The organism is Pandoraea norimbergensis, from assembly GCF_001465545.3.
GTDB lineage: Bacteria > Pseudomonadota > Gammaproteobacteria > Burkholderiales > Burkholderiaceae > Pandoraea > Pandoraea norimbergensis.
Genome location: NZ_CP013480.3, coordinates 1,998,104 through 2,017,415 on the forward strand (window position 1 = coordinate 1,998,104; position 19,312 = coordinate 2,017,415).

Annotated in this window: 16 protein-coding genes and 4 tRNA genes; 7 read left to right on the forward strand and 13 right to left on the reverse strand. The window is 62.8% G+C overall.

From position 1 onward, the window contains the following. Positions 1-188: 188 nt before the first annotated feature. The 6 genes from rpsO to AT302_RS08970 all read left to right on the forward strand — a co-directional run bounded on the left by rpsO (position 189) and on the right by AT302_RS08970 (position 3,790). Complete coding sequence (gene rpsO, locus AT302_RS08945) at positions 189-458, forward strand: 30S ribosomal protein S15 (protein ID WP_058378142.1); 270 nt, start codon at positions 189-191, stop codon at positions 456-458. 305 nt (positions 459-763) lie between these two features. Further along, a complete protein-coding gene (pnp, locus tag AT302_RS08950; RefSeq protein WP_058378143.1) occupies positions 764-2,911 on the forward strand; it encodes a polyribonucleotide nucleotidyltransferase in 2,148 nt (715 codons plus the stop codon). A 215-nt stretch (positions 2,912-3,126) separates the two neighbouring features. Then, a tRNA-Ala gene (locus tag AT302_RS08955) sits at positions 3,127-3,202 on the forward strand. 162 nt (positions 3,203-3,364) lie between these two features. Beyond that, a tRNA-Glu gene (locus tag AT302_RS08960) sits at positions 3,365-3,440 on the forward strand. A 97-nt stretch (positions 3,441-3,537) separates the two neighbouring features. After that, positions 3,538-3,614 (forward strand) — tRNA-Asp (locus tag AT302_RS08965). Between the two features lie 99 nt (positions 3,615-3,713). After that, positions 3,714-3,790 (forward strand) — tRNA-Asp (locus AT302_RS08970). A gap of 472 nt (positions 3,791-4,262) precedes the next feature. Here AT302_RS08970 and gudD read toward each other — a convergent pair. The 3 genes from gudD to AT302_RS08985 form a co-directional block, all read right to left on the reverse strand. Then, a complete protein-coding gene (gudD, locus tag AT302_RS08975; protein ID WP_157125734.1) occupies positions 4,263-5,591 on the reverse strand; it encodes a glucarate dehydratase in 1,329 nt (442 codons plus the stop codon). Positions 5,592-5,849: 258 nt separating this feature from the next. After that, positions 5,850-6,569: an SDR family oxidoreductase gene (locus AT302_RS08980; protein WP_058378145.1), complete on the reverse strand. Its 720-nt coding sequence runs from the start codon at positions 6,567-6,569 to the stop codon at positions 5,850-5,852. Positions 6,570-6,698: 129 nt separating this feature from the next. Next, a complete protein-coding gene (locus tag AT302_RS08985) occupies positions 6,699-7,592 on the reverse strand; it encodes a LysR substrate-binding domain-containing protein (protein WP_237172102.1) in 894 nt (297 codons plus the stop codon). 241 nt (positions 7,593-7,833) lie between these two features. On the opposite strand from AT302_RS08985, the gene AT302_RS08990 reads away from it, so the two are divergent. Further along, on the forward strand, positions 7,834-8,460 hold the full coding sequence (locus AT302_RS08990) for a hypothetical protein (protein ID WP_237172103.1): 627 nt from the start codon (positions 7,834-7,836) through the stop codon (positions 8,458-8,460). Between the two features lie 47 nt (positions 8,461-8,507). On the opposite strand, the gene AT302_RS08995 is transcribed toward AT302_RS08990, so the two are convergent. The 10 genes from AT302_RS08995 to wrbA form a co-directional block, all read right to left on the reverse strand. After that, on the reverse strand, positions 8,508-9,875 hold the full coding sequence (locus AT302_RS08995; RefSeq protein WP_058378146.1) for an MATE family efflux transporter: 1,368 nt from the start codon (positions 9,873-9,875) through the stop codon (positions 8,508-8,510). Positions 9,876-9,892: 17 nt separating this feature from the next. Next, the gene (locus AT302_RS09000) at positions 9,893-11,623 is read right to left on the reverse strand and encodes an ArnT family glycosyltransferase (RefSeq protein WP_058378147.1); all 1,731 of its coding nucleotides are present in this window, start codon (positions 11,621-11,623) and stop codon (positions 9,893-9,895) included. Between the two features lie 271 nt (positions 11,624-11,894). After that, the gene (locus tag AT302_RS09005; protein WP_058378148.1) at positions 11,895-12,161 is read right to left on the reverse strand and encodes a type B 50S ribosomal protein L31; all 267 of its coding nucleotides are present in this window, start codon (positions 12,159-12,161) and stop codon (positions 11,895-11,897) included. Positions 12,162-12,329: 168 nt separating this feature from the next. After that, the gene (locus tag AT302_RS09010) at positions 12,330-13,172 is read right to left on the reverse strand and encodes a M90 family metallopeptidase (RefSeq protein ID WP_058378149.1); all 843 of its coding nucleotides are present in this window, start codon (positions 13,170-13,172) and stop codon (positions 12,330-12,332) included. A gap of 110 nt (positions 13,173-13,282) precedes the next feature. After that, positions 13,283-14,902: an MFS transporter gene (locus AT302_RS09015; protein WP_058378150.1), complete on the reverse strand. Its 1,620-nt coding sequence runs from the start codon at positions 14,900-14,902 to the stop codon at positions 13,283-13,285. Between the two features lie 14 nt (positions 14,903-14,916). After that, on the reverse strand, positions 14,917-15,417 hold the full coding sequence (locus tag AT302_RS09020) for a MerR family transcriptional regulator (protein WP_058378151.1): 501 nt from the start codon (positions 15,415-15,417) through the stop codon (positions 14,917-14,919). A gap of 155 nt (positions 15,418-15,572) precedes the next feature. Next, positions 15,573-15,926, reverse strand: a complete 354-nt coding sequence (locus tag AT302_RS09025; RefSeq protein WP_058378152.1) for a hypothetical protein — start codon at positions 15,924-15,926, stop codon at positions 15,573-15,575. 630 nt (positions 15,927-16,556) lie between these two features. Continuing rightward, entirely contained in the window at positions 16,557-17,978 is a 1,422-nt protein-coding gene (locus AT302_RS09030) for an FAD-binding oxidoreductase (RefSeq protein ID WP_058378153.1), read from the reverse strand. Further along, a complete protein-coding gene (locus AT302_RS09035) occupies positions 17,975-18,508 on the reverse strand; it encodes a DUF2069 domain-containing protein (protein ID WP_084656112.1) in 534 nt (177 codons plus the stop codon). Before AT302_RS09035 ends, AT302_RS09030 begins: the two co-directional genes overlap by 4 nt. 102 nt (positions 18,509-18,610) lie before the next feature. Next, positions 18,611-19,198: an NAD(P)H:quinone oxidoreductase gene (wrbA, locus tag AT302_RS09040; protein WP_058378154.1), complete on the reverse strand. Its 588-nt coding sequence runs from the start codon at positions 19,196-19,198 to the stop codon at positions 18,611-18,613. Between the last annotated feature and the right edge of the window lie 114 nt (positions 19,199-19,312).

Here is a 19,312-nt window from a genome sequence, read left to right on the forward strand (position 1 = left end):
TTCGCGCCGAAATCGAGGCGTCAGGCCCGCCCGCTGGGGCGGGGCGCGGAAAATTGTGGCGGCCTGATGGCAATTCCCGTATAATCGCGCACTTGCAGTTTTTGTTTATGCGCGGCGATGTCGCGCATGTTTTTGTAAGTTCACGGCACGGCCATTCTTCCGTGACCGCTTGTATCCAAGGAAAGCAAATGTCGAACGCAGAAATCAAGAAGTCGGACGTCGTGGCGCAATACGCCCGCACGGCCAATGACACCGGTTCCCCCGAAGTGCAAGTTGCGCTGCTGACCACGCGCATCAACGAACTGACGCCGCACTTCAAGGCTCACATGAAGGATCACCACAGCCGCCGCGGTCTGCTGCGCATGGTGAGCCGTCGTCGTAAGCTGCTCGATTACCTCAAGGGCAAGGATGCTGACCGCTACCGCGCCCTGATCGAGAAGCTGGGCCTGCGTAAGTAAGCGATTACGATTACGACGAGATGCCTGTATCAGCGTGCTGATGCAGGCATTTTGTTTTTGGGCGACGCCAGATGAGCATCATTTTGATGTTTTTCAGGCGGCCAGCCCGGTCCTCGCACCGGGTTTCCGAGTTACGGGGCCTCGTCGGCAAGCAGGGCTTGTGTCATTCCAGGGTCGCATCAGAGAGCAGCACGGCAACGCGCCGAGCAACGCTGGAATGGCATAACACTCCCCCCTGTGCGGCGTCGGGACCACCCCGGCAGCGATATCGCGCCGCTGCTGCATTCGCGCGATTCGATAAAGGAGTGCAAATGTTCAATAAAGTCGTCAAGTCTTTCCAGTGGGGCCAAAACACGGTTCGCATGGAGACGGGTGAGATCGCTCGTCAAGCGTCGGGCGCTGTGCTCGTCGACATGGACGATACCGTCATTCTGGCAACGGTTGTTGGCGCCAAGAAGGCCAAGGCAGGCCAGGACTTCTTCCCGCTGACCGTCGATTACCTTGAAAAGACTTACGCCGCCGGCAAGATCCCGGGTGGCTTCTTCAAGCGTGAAGGCCGTCCGTCGGAAAACGAAACGCTGACGTCGCGCCTGATCGACCGTCCGATCCGCCCGCTGTTCCCGGAAGGCTTCTACAACGAAGTCCAGGTGGTGGTGCAGGTTGTCTCGCTGAACCCGGAAGTGCCGGCCGATATCCCGGCCCTGATCGGTGCTTCGGCCGCGCTGGCCATCTCGGGTCTGCCGTTCAACGGCCCGGTTGGTGCCGCACGCGTTGCCTACGTCGACAGCCAGTACGTGCTGAACCCGTCGCGTGAGCAGATCGCCAAGTCGCAACTGGATCTGGTCGTCGCCGGTACGGAACAAGCCGTGCTGATGGTGGAATCGGAAGCCAAGGAACTGCCGGAAGACGTGATGCTGGGCGCTGTGGTGTTCGGTCACGAGCAACTGCAAACGGCCATCAACGCGATTCACGACCTGGTGCGTGACGGTGGTAAGGCTGAGTGGGATTGGACCCCGGCCGGCAAGAACGAAGCGCTGATCGCACAAGTGACCGAGCTGGCTGACGCCTCGTTGCGCGCCGCTTACCAGACGCGTGAAAAGCAAGCACGTACGCAAGAACTGCGTACCGTGACGAGCGACGTGCTGGCCAAGCTGGGTGAAGCTGCTGCTGCCAAGGGCGAAGCTGCCCCGGACGCGATCGAAGTCGGCAACATCCTGTTCGATCTGGAAGCCAAGATCGTGCGTAGCCAGATTCTGGCAGGCGAGCCGCGTATCGACGGCCGCGACACGCGCACCGTGCGTCCGATCTCGATTCGCACCGGCGTGCTGCCGCGTGCGCACGGTTCGGCACTGTTCACGCGTGGCGAAACGCAGGCACTCGTGGTGGCCACGCTGGGCACCAAGAGCGACGAGCAGATCATCGACGCGCTGCAAGGCGAGTACCGTGACCGCTTCATGCTGCACTACAACTTCCCGCCGTTCTCGACGGGTGAAACGGGGCGCGTGGGTTCGCCCAAGCGTCGCGAAATCGGTCACGGCCGTCTGGCCAAGCGTGCTCTGGTGGCTTGCCTGCCGGGCGCTGACGATTTCGGCTACACCGTGCGTGTGGTGTCGGAAATTACCGAGTCGAACGGTTCGTCGTCGATGGCATCGGTGTGCGGCGGCAGCCTCGCCATGATGGACGCTGGTGTGCCGCTGACCTCGCCGGTCGCCGGTATCGCCATGGGCCTGATCCTCGACGGCAACAAGTTTGCCGTGCTGACCGACATTCTCGGCGACGAAGATCACCTGGGCGACATGGACTTCAAGGTGGCAGGTACGTCGAACGGCGTGACCGCACTCCAGATGGACATCAAGATCCAAGGCATCACGAAGGAAATCATGCAAGTGGCACTGGCGCAAGCCAAGGAAGGCCGTCTGCATATTCTCGAGAAGATGACCGAAGCCCAGTCGGGCGTGCGTACGGAGCTGTCGGAATTCGCACCGCGCATGGTCACCATCAAGATCAACCCGGAAAAGATCCGTGACGTGATCGGCAAGGGTGGTTCGGTGATTCGCGCGCTGACCGAAGAAACGGGCACCAGCATCGACATCTCGGACGACGGCGTGGTCACCATCGCCAGCCCGAGCGCTGAAGGTATTGCTGAAGCCAAGCGTCGCATTGAACTGATCACGGTGGAAGTGGAAGTGGGTCAGGTCTACGACGGCACCGTGCTCAAGCTGCTTGAGTTCGGCGCGATCGTCTCGGTGCTGCCGGGCAAGGATGGTCTGCTGCACATCTCGGAAATCCTGAATGAGCGCATCAACAACATCAACGACTACCTGAAGGAAGGTCAGTCGGTGCGTGTGAAGGTGATTCAGCAGGACGACAAGGGCCGTCTGCGTCTGTCGCACAAGGCTCTGACCGAAGAAGAGCGCGTTGGCGCAGCGGTTGTGACCAAGCACGAAGGGTAAGCCACGACGAGCCGGTAGTTGAGCTAATCAATTCGGCTTTTCAGTGGTTTCGGCGGGGTAGTGTGCTTGCATGCTGCCGCGTTGAATGAGAACGGCGACTCTGTGGAGTCGCCGTTTTTCATTTTTCGCACGAATCGGCAAAATAATGCGGAAAAAGTGCGGGAGGGGTATTTACAGGAAATGGGTTTGTCATTAGAATCTCATTTCTCTGTTCGGGGGGTATAGCTCAGCTGGGAGAGCGCTTGCATGGCATGCAAGAGGTCAGCGGTTCGATCCCGCTTACCTCCACCACGGATTCCGAAGCTTGATTTTCAGGCGCGTCGAAAGAGCAAGATTCTTGCAAAAACGATGCAAAAAACTTGAAAATAAAGCTTCACAAGCGAAGAAATGTTGTTTAGAATAGCGTTCTTCGCGAAATGCAGTAAAGCGAAACAGACAAAGTTTGACGATTTTGTCCCCTTCGTCTAGAGGCCTAGGACATCACCCTTTCACGGTGAGTACAGGGGTTCGAATCCCCTAGGGGACGCCAGAATTGGTGCCGGTAGCGAGTCGGTGTCAGTTTGAAAATGCCACGAAGTCGGTGGCAAAAGCCCGCTGAAAGTTTGGCGGGTTTTTTTGTCGGTTTTGGAGCGGTAGTTCAGTTGGTTAGAATACCGGCCTGTCACGCCGGGGGTCGCGGGTTCGAGCCCCGTCCGCTCCGCCAAAACCTACGAAGTTCGGTGATCTGCGCATGAAAATGCTGCAATGCCGGACAACTAGCAGGAAAGCAAAGTGATTGACATCACGATGCCGCAGCAAGTTTGGAGCGGTAGTTCAGTTGGTTAGAATACCGGCCTGTCACGCCGGGGGTCGCGGGTTCGAGCCCCGTCCGCTCCGCCAAATAAAAAGCCTGTTCAACGAAAGTTGGACAGGCTTTTTTCTTTGGTGCAGCGGAGGGAGCCGCCTTCGCGGCTCCCGGCGGGGATCGAAGGGAATCGCTTGCAAGCGATTCCGCGGCCTGCGCATGTGTAGGCGAGCCCCGTCCGCTCCGCCAAATAAAAAGCCTGTTCAACGAAAGTTGGACAGGCTTTTTTCTTTGGTGCAGCGCATTTTAGGCAATCCCAGCGTGCGCTGCGAGGTCGGATTTCAGCACGAATTCACCTGAATTTTCTTCAAAAAACGGATTGCGGATGTTTCGCGTGAATTTCTGATATCGCGCAATTAGTTCGCATTAAGGCCGTGTCGTGACAGACACCCTCCGATCAGGCACCAAAACCGTCTCGCCGAGACGTCAAAAAGGGCGTGAAGCGGTGCAGATCGATATCCGACGCAACGCCCCACACCCTTCAATGTCACGCCCTTGCCGGGCCGCTCAACGCACGAGGCAGGGCCGCTTCGGATCGAACTTCCAGTCCGGAATCAAGTACTGCATCGCCACGCTGTCATCGCGTGCACCGAGCCCATGTTCAAGGTACTGCGCATGGGCAGCTTCCACGGCGTCCATGTCGAGCGTCACACCCAACCCGGGTGTCGTCGGCACCTGCACCTTGCCATTCACGATTTGCAGCGGGTTTTGCGTCAGGTACTGACCGTCCTGCCAGATCCAGTGCGTATCGATTGCGGTGATGTTGCCGGGTGCCGCAGCCGCCACGTGCGTGAACATGGCGAGCGACACGTCGAAGTGATTGTTCGAGTGCGAGCCCCACGTCAGGCCCCAGTCGTTACACATCTGCGCGACGCGCACGGAACCCTGCATCGTCCAGAAGTGCGGATCGGCCAGCGGAATGTCCACTGACTGCAACTGAATCGCGTGGCCCATCTGACGCCAGTCGGTCGCGATCATGTTGGTGGCCGTCGGCAGGCCGGTGGCGCGCCGGAATTCGGCCATCACCTCGCGTCCCGAGTAGCCGTTTTCTGCGCCGCAGGGGTCTTCGGCGTAGGCGAGCACGTCGTGCTTGTCGCGGCACAGACGAATGGCTTCCGCTAGTGACCATGCACCGTTCGGATCGAGCGTGACGCGCGCTTGCGGAAAGCGCTTCGCCAGCGCAGTGACGGCTTCGATTTCTGCGTCGCCTTCGAGCACACCGCCTTTGAGCTTGAAATCCTGAAAGCCGTATCGCGCATGGGCGGCTTCCGCCAGACGCACGACAGCGTCGGGGGTCATGGCCACTTCCGTGCGCACGCGTTCCCAGTCGTCGCGGGCGTGGCGGTTGTCGTCATACGGCAAGTCCGTCGCGTGCCGGTCACCGATGAAAAAGAGATAACCCAGCATGGCCACTTCAGTGCGTTGCTGGCCTTCGCCGAGGAGGGCGGCGACCGGCACTTCGAGATGCTGGCCCAGCAGATCGAGCAGTGCCGCTTCGAGGGCCGTGACCGCGTGAATCGTCGTGCGCAGATCGAAGGTTTGCAGGCCTCGGCCGCCGGCGTCGCGATCGGCAAATGTACGGCGCGTCTGACCGAGAATCGCCTGCCCACTGGCAATCGACTGGCCGACGACATACGGACGTGCATCTTCGAGGGTCTTGCGAATTGATTCGCCACCGGGGACTTCGCCAACGCCGGTGTGTCCGGCGCTGTCTTTCAGGATCACCAGATTGCGCGTGAAGAACGGGCCGTGGGCGCCGCTCAGGTTCAGCAGCATGCTGTCGCGTCCAGCGACAGGAACGACACGCAGTTCGGTAACGATGGGGGTTCGGGTCATGGCGAGTGAGGTCTTGTCTGACGAAGGCGTAAGTGGGTACATACAGGCTTGTTGTATGTCGTCAGACAACATTCTAGGGAAACTTCTTTCCGATGCCTTTTCGGGTATACCCTTTTGCGGGTGAAATTACCGGCGGCAGAACTGAATCGGGCGTTCATCCGAGCAGGGAAGGGATGGCGCCGTCGACGCCGGTGCGCGAATCGAGTCTCACGTCGATCCGTCATGTGCTTGATGGAATTGTTGTCGTACAACTATGCGTCATGAGCGTCCGCCAAGACTGCCGCCGCCATCGACACCCAGTACCTGCCCGGTGACGAAGCTGGCCGATTCCGACAGAAAGAAGACGGCAGCCGAAGCAATTTCGGCGGGGTCGCCGAGGCGGCGCATGGGGATGGTGGCGAGAATTCTGCGCTCGGCTTCGCTGCCGACGGGGCGCGATTTGCGGAACAACTCGGTTTCCACGGGGCCCGGCGCGACGGCGTTGCTGGTGATGCCATATTCCGCGAGTTCGAGTGCCCAGGTGCGCGTGCATCCCACCAACGCGCTTTTTGCTGCGGCATACGCGGTGCGATCCAGTCCCCCGTAGATGGCGCGGCTGGTGATGTTGACGATGCGCCCGTAACGGCGCGCCTTCATGGCGCCAACAAAGTGTTGCGTCACCTGAATTGCCGCACGCACGTTCAGATCGAACACCTGTTGCAGTGTGGCGAAGTCGAGTTGCTCCAGCGGCTGTGGCGACGCGATGCCGGCATTGTTTACGATGCCGGTGATCTCGAAGCGCCCGCCGATACTGTGTAGCGTATCGCGCGTCTGATCCACGTCGGCGAGATCGCATTCGACGAGTGTGCCGGGAAAATTGACATCGGCCGTATGGCGCGCGATGCCCACGACGCGGTGGCCTTGTTCCGCGAGCAGGGCGCTGATCGCGAAGCCGATGCCGCGTGTGGCACCGGTGACGAGAAACGTTTGCTGTGGCATTCGGAAGCGGTGCGCCGAAGCGAGCCTGCGGGGGCGCCCGGCGCTCTCAAAGGTGGCAGAACGAATGAGTGTATGCCTGAAGTGCGCAGACTGCCGGGCAGCCTCGGCTGGCCCGATTGCCGCCGTGCGCTACCCGGCGATCACTGGCCGATGTGTGTCGGGCGCGCGGCTGACCAGCCAGTCGATGAAGGTGGCCAGGCGCGGGTCGTCGTCAGCCCGATACAGGCAGTGATAGGGCGGGCCTTCGAGACGGACGGTGTCGTCGAAGAGGGCGACCAGCTTGCCGCGATCGAGATCGTCCTGAATCACGGCGCGCGGGGCGAGACAGATACCGTGTCCACTCGACGCCGCGCGCAGCGCCAGCAGAAACTCGTCGAAGATCGGCCCGCGTAACGTTTCGCCCACGCTGACTTGCGCGCAATGGAACCAGTATTGCCACCCTTGCGGCAGGCCCGCGTAGTGCAGCAGCGGGGCATGAAGCAGATCGGCGGGGGTGTGCAACGCTTCAAGCGACGGGAGGTCCGGGGCGCAGACCGCCACCGCCTCGCTGCGCAACCAGGGTTTCGAGACGAAGCCCTGGCGGCGCAGTTCCGGCGTGTATCGGCGAATCACGACGTCACTTGTTTCGTCGATTTGCCCGACGTGCTGATCCGGCGTCGTGACGATTTCCACCTCGATGTCGGGATGATGGCTGCGGAAATGAGCGAGTTGCGGCAGCAGCCACGCGTGCGTGAACGACGTCGAGGCGTTCACACGAATCGGCAAGTGGTGAGTGCCGTCGAGCATCTGCTCGGTGGCTTCGGCGAGCCGGCCGAGGCAGGCCGATACGTCCGTCCAGTAGTGGCGGCCGCGCACCGTCAGGCGCACGGTACGGCCATCGCGTTCGAACAGTTTCTGGCCGAAAAAGGATTCAAGCACGCGAATTTGCTGGGCGACGGCGCTCTGGGTGACGTTCAGCGCTTCGGCGGCAAGCGTCAGGCTGTTCAGCCGGCCGGCGGCCTCGAAACTTCGCAGGGCGTTCAAGGGCGGCAGTCGGCGCGAGGGGCGCAGGGGGCGCATGGCGGAACCTTGTAGAACGGCTAATGCGTTAGCAAGAATAAGTCGTTTGTGGCGAGCATCGCGGGTTCCTATTATAGGTGCGCTCTCTCGTCCTCCTAAGCTCATGAGTCATCTCTCTGCGCCGCACATCCCTGTCGTGAAATCGCCTGGCTTTCCCGTTTCAGTCTGTCGTATCAGCGGAAGCACCCGCCGTACGGTGGCGGGTGTGGGGTCAGTCATCGCCGGTCTCTCGTTGCTCGCCGGGATTTCCGCTTGCGCGAGCCCGCCGGCCAACGAGCGGGAGACGGGCAGCGGCGGGCAACTGGTGCGTTATAGCTCGCGGCAGGTCAGCGTCGATCTGACCGACGCGCAACGCGAGACGCTACGGCAACTGCGGGATCATGTGTTCGCGGAAACGCAGCAGGCGCGCATCCTCGAAGCGATATCCAGAACACTCACCAAGGAGGGTTACGCACCGGTTTCGGTCGACACCGAGACGGGTGTCGTCGAGGCCGAGCGCAACACGGTGCTGGTGCCGAAATGGCGGCAGATTGCGCGGGGTGTCCTGAAGTCGCGCATCGGTGCTCTGCCGGCCAAGCCGGATCACGAGCGCATGGCGGTGATCGTCGCCGTGCGCTCAGCGCAGGGCGAACCGGGCAAGCCGGGTGATCGGGGTGATCGGGGTGAGCGGGGTGATCGGGTTCAGCAGGTCGAACGGGGTTCGCTGGTGCGGGTGCGGTTCGATCGCACCGTGTGGGACAGCAATGGCGATGCGCGAACCGAGACTGTGCTGGAGAAAGACGTGTACGACGGGTTCTTCAGTGCGCTGGATCTGGCCGTTCGAGCAAACTAGCGCGCGCCAGCGCGAAGCCGCGCAAGGGAACGGGGCGGGCTCGCGGGTTAGCTCGCCAGACCTCGTCCGCCTTTCGCGCTTGCGACCCAGCGCAGGTAGCACAGCAGGCCGCACGCCGCGACCGCGAGGCTCGCGCCGTTGGCAAACCAGAAGCCGGTAGCGCCGTGCAGCCACGTCGGGGAGAGCCCCCAGCTATCGAAGCCCAGCACGTAGCCGCCACCGAGACCGACGCCCCACAGCGACACCGCGTAGATGACGGTCGGGATGACCGCCACTTTCCATGCGCGCAGCACGAAGACGGCGCTCACTTGCAGTGCGTCGAACAGGTGATAGAACGCGACGAAGGCCAGCAGTGGGGTGGCCACGGCGGCCACCGCCGGGTCGGTCGTGTAGGCTTCCACGATCCACGGGCGGGTGAGCCAGACGAGGCTCGCCAGCCCTGCGCTGAGCATGCCGGCGAACAGGATGCCGTGGCGTCCGACGAGGTGAGCGGCGCTGAAGTTGCGTGCGCCGATGGCCTGCGCCGTGAGTGTCGCGGTGGCAATGGCGATCGACATCGGCAGCATGTACGTCAATGCGCCGAGGTTGGCGGCGATCTGGTGACCGGCCAGTGTGGTGTCGCCCAGGCGCGTGATGAAGATCGCCATGAACGAGAACGCCGTCACTTCGATCAGGTAGCTCAATCCCATCGGCACGCCGAGCTTCAGCAGCGTACGAATGGCGTGCCATTGCGGCCAGCAGAAATGCGAGAAGATGCCGAACTCGCGCAGCTTCGAATGCCGCACCATCAGCGTGAGCCCCAGCGCGCACGACACCCAGTTGATCGCCGTCGTGGCAATGGCGCAGCCCGTGCTGCCCAGCGGCGGAATGCCGATGCGCTCGACGCCGTAAATCAGGGCGAGATTGAGCGGCACCTTCAGCGCGAGACCGGTGACCTGAATGGCCATGACGATGCGCGGTTGCGCGACGGCCGTCGACAGCGACGAGTACACACGGAACAGCAGTGCGGCGGGCAGGCCGAACGCCAGAATCTGGAGATACGCGCTTGCCCGCACTTCCAACTCAGGATTGGCTTGCGACAGACGCAGGATGAATTGCGGATGCGTGAGGAGCAGGAAGCCCGGAATCGCCAGAAAGAGGGCGAGCCAGATCGCCTGACGCACTTCCTCGCCGATCTCCAGTCGCTCACCGGCGCCGAAGCGTTGGGCCGCGATTGGGGAGAGCGCAACGAGAATGCCCATCAGGCCGACGTACACGGTGATGTAGATCGAGCCGCCGAGGGCGAGCGAGGCCAGATCGAAGGCCGAGGCGCGCCCGACCATCGCCGTGTCCATCACCCCGAAGGCGATGACCGCGAGCTGGCCGATCAGAACCGGCCACGCGAGCGCGGCGATGCGTTTGATGTCATGCCACATGGGACGAGGGGAAGAGGTCAACGCGGACGCGCCGAACGGCGCCACGGACGCTCTTGCAGCACGTAGAGGCGGAAGCGTTCGTCACGGTCGGCCGCACGGCGGCCTTCCCAGAGCTGACGCCATTCGTAAGGGGCGAGCGAAAGCGGTTCGCTATAGTCTTGCGAGTCCTGACGCAGCAGCACGTCGCAATCGTCGTTGCTTGAGCCGAAGCGCATCTTGCCGAAGTAGGCGAACGACGCGAGCTGCGCATCGCCCACGCGTACTGTGCGAATGCAGGTGTAGTCCGCGGGCAGGTGGGCCGAAATCTGCGCGGCCACGTCGCGATACGTTCGGCCGTAGTTCACTACCGGCAGCCAGAGCGTCATGAGCAGCACCCACATCAGGGTCGTGCCGCCCGAAGAGAGCACCACGCTGCGCCACATGACCTTCGGGCTGCGCGACACGCGCCACGCCACGAGCGTGACCCAGGCGCCGGTTACGGCGAGCGCGCTGATCAGCGTCACCCAGCTGAATTCCGGCACAAAACCGGGCACCAGTCGTCGCAGGTTACGGGCGATCTGAGCCGGGAATCCGAAGACGCCTGCGAGCCAGACGATCCACACGAAGCCGGCCAGCACCGTGAACGACAGCACGGCGAACCAGTCGATCGCGTTGACCGTGCCACGCTTGAGCGACGGCAGGCCGAATGCGGCGATGATCGAGAGCGCGGGCAGGGCCAGCATGAAGAGCTGATTGCCCTGATGCGCCTGCAACACGATCAGCACCAGCACCGGCACGGCGAGCGCCAGTGGAATGGCAATGTGCGGGGCACGGCGCATGCCGCGCCACGAGTACAGCGACCAGGCGGCCAGCGGCCATGCCGGCCACGCAAACAGCGCCAGATTCTTGGTGATGTAGCTGAGCGAGTTGATCGACGGGCCACTGAAGGCGTCGACACCGATGTCGGCCCATTCGCCCAGCCAGCTACGTGCGCCATCGGCGAACTTGAGTGCGGCCAGCGGCCATGCGCAGGCGATGATGAGCGCGACGGGGGTCGATACGACCAGCAGCATGCGCAGCGGCACGGCCCGGCACAGCACGCCCACGGCGATGCCCGCAATCCACAGCGAGAGCGTCATCAGCGGCGACGACGCGAGCGCCATGCCACCGAGGGCGAGGCCGAACCAGACCGCGCCCTGGCGCGGCTTGTCGAGGCTGCGCACCAGACCGTAGATCGCCATCGAGATAAGCGTCAGTTGCCCGACCGTGGCGGTGGTTTCGTGACCGCGTTCGGCGAGACCGAAGCAGGCGAGCAGAATCAGCAGCGCGCCATCGGCGAGGGTGCGGCCGTAGTCGCGCGGTTCGGGTTCGCCGCCGAAGGCATATTTGAACGGTTGCACTTCCGGGCGGCGGCCCAGCAAATAGGTGCCGTACCAGATGAACGTGCAGGTGGCGTAGAAGCACAAGCCGGTGACGATGCGCGCGGCGTCCGGCGCGTCGAGCCACGAGAAAGTGCGAATGGCGAGGGCGCCCAGCCACGAGACCAGCGGACCGGCGTCGTAGATCGGCTTGCCGGCGATATTCGGCAGCAGCCAGTCGGACAACTGGCCGTGCGCCATCGTCCACATGATGCCGAAGCCGGCGGCGTCTTCGTTCTTCCACGGATCGCGACCAAACAACCCCGCCAGCACATAGATGACGCAAATGGCAAAGAGCAGCGAGCGAGGAAGCGCGCTGGTGGCAGAGGCGGTGATGCGAACTCGTTTCATAGGCCGGACGACGTTACCGGCCATGTGGCCGGATCGCGGAAAAACAGGGCGCGAGCCAGAAATGGCTCAGGAGAAAATTCGGGGAAAACCAGAAAAGCCGACAGTATGACAGTAACCCGCAGCATGGCGCAGGCCACGCCCAACAAAAAAGGGCAGCCTGAGCTGCCCCTTTCCGATGCTTTCCAACGCCGGGGGATTTCTCCCCGATTTACCAGCCCGCCGGACGTGCCGTGGGCCAGTTTTGCGTTGAGCGGTGTGTCGCCTGTAAAACTTAGGCGACCTTGCCGCCGGCACGCGTGCCGAACTTCTTCTTGAACTTGTCGACGCGGCCTTCGGCATCCATGATGCGCGTTTCGCCGGTGTAGAAGTTGTGCGATGCCGACGACGTATCCAGCTTCACGAGCGGGTACGACTTGCCGTCGATCTCAACGGTTTCCTTCGTCTGGATCGTCGAGCGGCTGATGAATTGGAAGTCGATGCCCGGCGTCATGTCCTTGAACACGACTTCGCGGTAATTCGGGTGAATGCCTTCTTTCATGATGGACCTTAGGTTAAGTCGGTAGCCAGTCTGCGCGGGAGTTTCCCCGCTAACGCCGCCGCGCACGTTTGAACTGATACAAACTTGTGCGACTGAATTGGCGTCAACCACTTTCCGGGTGAGCAAAACGCGCATTATGCCACGGAAATCCGGAATTCCGCAACGATTTCATAGGCTTGGCGCGCTGGGTGGTGGCGCCTCGCCGGCCGTTGGCGGTGTCGCGGCCGGATCTTGCAGGAAATACCGGGAAAACAGCGTGTACAGGGCCGGATATTCGGTGCGGAACGCCACCGGGGCGACGAAGAACGCTTCGGCGCAGACCGCGAAAAACTCCGATTCGTGCTCCGTGGCGTACGGGTCGAGCAGCGAGGTCGACGCGAAGGCGTCCCAGTGAGCGTCCGGCACATTCGACACGTGGTGGCAAAACTCCTCGTACGCCGGGTCGAAGACCTCGCACCATACCTGTTCCGTCAGATCGCCGTGCAGGCGCCGGATGAGCGGGGGAACGCCATCGGCTTCGCCGTTCTCCATGTCGATCTTGTGGACGAACTCGTGAATCACCACGTTGTAGGCCAGCACGTCGCTGGCTTGCACGTCCTGCCACGAAAGCACGACCGGGCCGCCATCCCAGGCTTCGCCGCTGGCCTCCTGTGCCACGTCGTGCACGACGCCGTCTTCGTCCTGCACTGTCTTTCGAATCAGAAACTCGCCGGGATAGAGCACGATGCCCGACCAGCCGCGATAGAGCGCGGGCGGCAGATTGAGGATCGGCAGGCAGGCCTGTGCGGCCACCGACACCTGCATCGCTTCCGTGAGCGGCAGGTCATGGGCCGTGGAGAAGTGCTTGCCGCCCAGAAAATCGCCAGCCAGCGCGCGCAGTTTGTCCAGATCGGCGGCGCTGCGGGTGGCCAGAAACGGCAGGGCATCGACGACTTCGCGCCAAAGGTCATCGTCGATGGCGCGGCTTGGCGTGCGCGACGGCATGAGGCGTGACAGCAAGGCTTTGAGCATGACGGCCGGGGCAGCAACAGCAAGAGTGGGGCGCCGGAAGCGGGCTGGCACGAACAAGCTTGAACCCGTGTGCATATATGAGCGAGCCATCCGGCGGGCACGTCACGATTCTAATTTAGCTGCTTCTGGAACGCTGCAAATATCGCGCCGCACAGCGCCACGATGGCGATGAAATGAAAGCCGTCGATGAACGACAGAAATGCGGCCTGCCGTTCGATCATCTGTGCAATCTGGGCAAGTGCCGCGCCGTGCGCCTGCGAGAGCGCGACCCCCGCGTGCGCGAGCGCATTGGCGAGCGTGTCGAGCGTCTGCGTGAAGATGGGGTTGTACGGGTTGGCGACTTCCGTGAGGCGAGTGCGATGCAAGGCTTCGCGATGCTGCTCGAACGCCACGATGGTCGACACGGCAAACGACCCTGAGAGCTGGCGCAGGATGTTCTTCAGCCGGTAGCCGTGCACGAAGCTTTCGTGATCGAACGTGCGGAACGTGAGGTTGGCGACCGGCAGCACCGTGAAGATGCCGAATACCGCTTTGAGCGCGAGCACGCCGTAGAGCTGATTTTGTCCGGCGTCCGGCGGCATGGCGCCAAGCCACAGACTGGTGGCGATGGTCATCACGAAGCCGCTCACGATCAGGTACTTCTTGCGCGTGATGAACTTCGCTACGCGGAAATAGGCCATGAGCAGGATGACCGTCAGCAGCGCCGAATAACCGAGCAACTGCCCCGTGCGTTCCACCGTGAAGCCCAGCCCTTGTTCGAGCAGGCGCGGCATCAGATAGCTCTGCGTATTCGCCAGATAGTAATAGGCGGCGTAGAGCAGCAGACCAACCTGAAACTCGCGTCGGCGCAGCGATTGCAGGCGGATGAACGGTGCCGGGTGTTGCCACTGGTGGTAGCCGAACCACACCAGCGCGCCCACGCCGGCCACCGTCAGCAGCGGCAGCCAGGGCGTTTGCAGCCAGAGCGTGTAGCGCATTTCCTGAAGCACCACCTGAAACGCGCCCATCGCGAGCGCGAACGCCATGAACGGTGCAAACGGGTAACTGCCACCGGTGGCGCGATCACGCAGCCGGCCGACATCGGGAATCGCGAACCAGGCGAGGGCGGCGAGCAGCACGGCGGGTGGCGCGGTGCACAGGAACAGCGTGCGCCATGTGTACGCCGAGACCAGCATGCCGCCGATGAGTGGGGCGGCGGCCGAGCCCGTGAACAGCAACAGGGCGAACGTCTGTACCGTTTTGCCGCGACGCTCTGGGGGCACGCTGACTTGCGCGAGGATCCGGCATGAGCTCATCCAACTGCCCGCGCAGAAGCCCTGACAGGCCCGGGCGATGACGAGTTGCGTGACGCTCTCGCTGGTTCCTGCGAGGACAGCGCCGCACGCGTAGAGCAGCAGTGAGGCCGTGAGATAACGCCGGTAGCCGATGCGTTCGACGAACCATTGTTGTTTGAGGATGGCGAGTACCGAGGCGATGCCGTAGGCCGTCGTCATCCAGACGAATTCTTTGGGCGAGGCGTCGACGCCGCCCGAGACGTAGACCGCAAAGTAGACCAGCAGCGCGTTCTCGAAGAATTCGAGTCCCGGGATGAGGCCCAGTGCGTAGCGATAAGCTTCGGCGCGCAGGGGGCGCTGCGAGCCGTTACCACTGGCACTGTTGGCGCCGCCCGGCACCGGCGCGCGGGGCGGCGGTGCGGAAGCGGAACCGGTGGGCGGGGTGGCAGAGGTCATGGCGGGCAAGGGGGTTACTGTTTGCGCAGTTTGGCCGCACGTTCGGCGAGTAACTCGTCGGCAGGAACACCTTGAAGCCGTTGGTCGATGTATTGGAGGTCGTGGGTGATTTGCGCTTCCATTTTTTCGGCTTCGCGCAGTTCGCGCCGGACTTGAGCGGTGCGTTCGCGCAGCGTTTCGAGTTGCGAATGGAGGGCGTCGCGCACGACCTGGAGGTCTTCGTCGTTCATGCGTGACTTGCCGGCTTCGACCAGTCGCATGGGGCGTTTGAGCATTTCCGTGATGGCGGCGATGGAGAAGCCGAGCGAGCGCATGCGGAGAATGCGGCCAAAGGTCGCGAGGTCGGCCTGCGTGTACATGCGGTAACGGCCTTCGCTGCGGGCGGGCACGACGAGATTGAGTTCCTCGTAGTACTTCAGCGTGCGCGCCGTGACGCCGAGTGCCGTCGCGGCTTGACTGACCGTCAGCAGGGCGTCGTCGCTGGGAGATGCGTGTTCGGTGGGATCTGCGGGCATGGCTGCGCCTCCGATCAAGAATGGCGCATCGTAACACAACCTGCACGTGAACGTATAGGTTTGAGTGTTGAAGGCCCCTTTCCGAGGCGATCTGAACCGGTCTTGGCAGCGGAAAGGGGCTTCGGTCGCCCTTGGCGGGCGGTCTTGATCAGGCGTTAGCGCCCTGCTTCATTCGGCGCGGTTTCCCAGCGAATGGCGCGAACACCGGGGGTATCGCCGAGTGTGGAAACAAGGTGGACCAGCGCGGCGCGTCGGCTGCGTTCGCAACGCAGGACATAGTCGAGTTCCAGCAGGTAGCCGCCGGAGCGGTCGGCACGCGCGGCGGTTTCCAGCTTGAGTTGATGGGTTTGAAGGGCAGTGCGTACCTTGACGTCGATAGCGCTGGCTTTCGAGGCGAGCGTGAGCACGACCAGCCGGTATTGCGGCGAAGTCGTCGTCGTGGCTGATGTGGCGGGCGTGCGGGCACGATGGCGGCCGAACAGCGTGGGGATGAGCATTTGCAGCGTCATGGGTCCTCCTGAATCAAAGGCCTGATATCGGGATAACGGGATATCGGGCCTGAGACGGCGGATGCCGGGGCTTGGCGGCGTGTTTCGCTTCTGCAGCGTTATGCATCGAAATGCAGCGCACGCGTGCAGGCCTTGGGCCCGCGCACATGGCGGTGCTGCGAATGCTGAAACACGTGAAGGCTACGCAAGCGTCGACAGGCTAGGCGTGCGTGCATTTGCTGCCGGTGGGCTGGCGAGCCGATACGCGCATCAAGCGTGTCGTACCCGGGTGCGCGAGCGCATCCGGTGATAGCTGAACTGCGGTGGGGGTGCTGTAAAACGTGATCGCTGCCGATGAGATCGGTGCGATCGATGCACTACCGCTGCGACATTGGGAGCCGGCAGCGGCAGTCGGGGAGCGACTGCGGGTTACCGGGCCAACGCGTCGTCGGTCATTGCCGACGCTTGCGTGCTGCTAGAGCAACTGCCCACGGAAAACTCCGTCGTTATTGGAAAGACGTGATTTTAGGTTTTTATCGCGCTTCTGTAAAGAAAGTGGCGCGATTTCGCGGCGTTTTGTCGCGAAATTGACGATATTTTTACGGAAAACAGAGGTTTTTCGAGTGATAGGCGTTGAGGCCCGCCGGCACGTCAGTCCGGCAGCACCTTCCCGGGGTTCATCAGGCCGAGCGGATCAAACGCGGCCTTGATCTGGCGCATCAGTGCCAGTTCCACCGGCGACTTGTAGTGTGCCGAGGCGTCGCGCTTGTACTGGCCGAGCCCGTGTTCCGCGCTGATCGTGCCGCGATGGGCATGCACGCTGTCGTGTACCGCCGATGTGACCGGCGTTTGGTAATCGCGCAGGAAGGTTTCGGGATCGACGCCGTCCGGTGCCATCACGTTGTAGTGCAGATTGCCGTCGCCAAGGTGCCCGAACGTCACCATGCGGGCGCCCGGTGCGATCTTTTGCACGATCGGATCGGTCGCGGTGAGGAATGCAGGGACCTGCGACACCGGCACCGCAATGTCGTGCTTGATGTTCAGTCCGGTAGCCGACTGGGCGAGTGGAATGCTTTCACGAAGGTGCCAGAGCGCATTCGACTGCGCGAGGCTGGCCGCGACGATGGCGTCGCGCACGATGCCGCTCTCGATGGCGGCGGCGAGCAGGCGTTCCAGCAAATCGCGGGCATGCGCTTCGCTCTCGTTGTCGGAGAGTTCGAGCAGCACCGCTTGCGGATGCGTTTCGGCAAACGGATAACGCTGCTGCGGGAAGACTTGCGCGACGAGACGCAGACAGAAATCCGACATCAACTCGAAGCCCGTGAGCAGCGGGCCTGCCATCGACTGCGCGAGATTGAGCAGTGCCAACGCCTGCGCCGAGCTATCGAGTGCGGCGAGGGCGGTCATGCGTGCAGCAGGCTGTGCGAAGAGTTTCAGCGTCGCAGCGGTAATCAAGCCGAGCGTGCCTTCCGCGCCGATGAACAGATCGCGCAGATCGTAGCCGGTGTTGTCTTTGCGAAGGCCGCGCAGGCCGTCCCACAATTCGCCCTGCGGCGTGACCACTTCCAGACCGAGGCATAGTTCACGCGCATTGCCGTAACGCAGCACTGCCGTGCCGCCTGCGTTCGTCGCCAGATTGCCGCCAATCGTGCAACTGCCTTCCGCCGCGAGGCTCAACGGGAACAGGCGCTGCGCGGATGCCGCTGCGGCCTGCACGTTGGCCAGCAGGCAACCGGCTTCGGCGGTGAGCGTCATGTTGTCGGCATCCACCTGACGAATGCGGTCCAGCCGTCGCAAGCTGATGACCACTTGCCGCCCGCTCGCGTCCGGTGTCGCGCCGCCTGCGAGCCCCGTGTTGCCGCCCTGCGGCACCATCGACACGCCGTGCGCGACGCACAACCGGACGAGCGCAGCCGTTTGCATGGCGTCGGCGGGGCGCAGCACGGCGAGCGCGCGGCCCACGTAACGCTTGCGTTGATCGATCAGATACGGGGCGACGTCCGAGTCGTCATGCAGAACGTGATCACGGCCGAGCAGGCCGATGCAGGCGGAGAGGAAAGCGGTGTCGTTCATTGCGGCTGACGCGCTGCCGTTGCCTGCTGAGCGCGAGCCTTCGCGGCGCGCTTGAACGGGCGCAGATAGAAAACGGTGGCGAAGAAGAACACGACCGACAACGCCGTTTCGATCCACGCGAGCAGCACGGACGGACCGGTATCGGTCATGCCGCGTACAACGCCTTCGGCGAGAAACAGCAGGATGAACATGCTCGACCATTGCAGCGTGTACAGATTGCCACGCAACACGCCGCGCAACGGCAGCAACAGAAGCAGCGCCTTGAGCACCAGCCACGACCCGCCCGGACGCAATGGCGCGAGCCAGAGCTCCCACGCGACCGAAAGGGCAATCAACGCGAGCAGGCTGACGATGCTGATGCGGCGTAGCGTGCTGGACGCGGAAGCGGCTGCCGATGCGGTCGGGGCAGTCGATGCTGCTGCCGTGGCCGCACCGGCCGAACCAGAGGCATGGGGTGCTGCTGGCGTTGCCTGCGTGGCAGGCACGTCACGCGGATCGATCGATTCAGACTCGGGCGGTGTTGCAGTCATGGGCTGTCTCGGTGGCCTTAACTACTACGGCTACTGCATGGAGTGATGTGTGGCGTGCGTCGCCTCTGAATGGGCGTTCCCCACGCAGTCACGCAAAGAACGTCATTCTGCCAGCTTGAGTGCCGCGCGTGCGAGACGCGCGCCGAGTGCCGATGCCAGTTGGCGTTCGTCCGCCGAGAGCGGGTTGCCGTCATGCGCGAAGTGCGTCGCGCCGTACGGCGATCCGCCCGTGCGCGTGCTCGACAATGCCGGTTCCGTGTAGGGCAGGCCCATCAGCAACATGCCGTGATGCAGCAGCGGAATCATCATCGACAGCAACGTGCTTTCTTGGCCGCCATGCAGGCTCGCCGACGACGTGAATACGCACGCGGGCTTGCCCGAGAGCGCGCCGGAAAGCCACTGCGGCGTCGTGCCGTCGAGGAAATACTTCAGCGCGGCGGCCATATTGCCGAAGCGCGTGGGCGAGCCGAGCGCCAGACCGGCGCATTCTTCCAGATCGCGCAGTTCGACATACGGCGGGCCGCTGTCGGGAATATCGGGGGCGCTGGCTTCACATACCGTCGAGACGGCGGGCACCGTACGGACGCGAGCTTGCGCGCCCGGCACGCTGTCGATGCCGGAGGCGATGCACTGCGCGAGTTGAGCGGTCGTGCCGTGACGGCTGTAGTACAAGACGAGAATTTCGGTCATGAAGCGTGCGTATCGAGTGAAAACCCAGCAAAAAGTGCGGGTATTATAGGGCGTTCCTACGCGAGTACCGTGGCTCTTGTCCTTGCGTGGCACGGCTTCTCAGTTGCCCCTCGG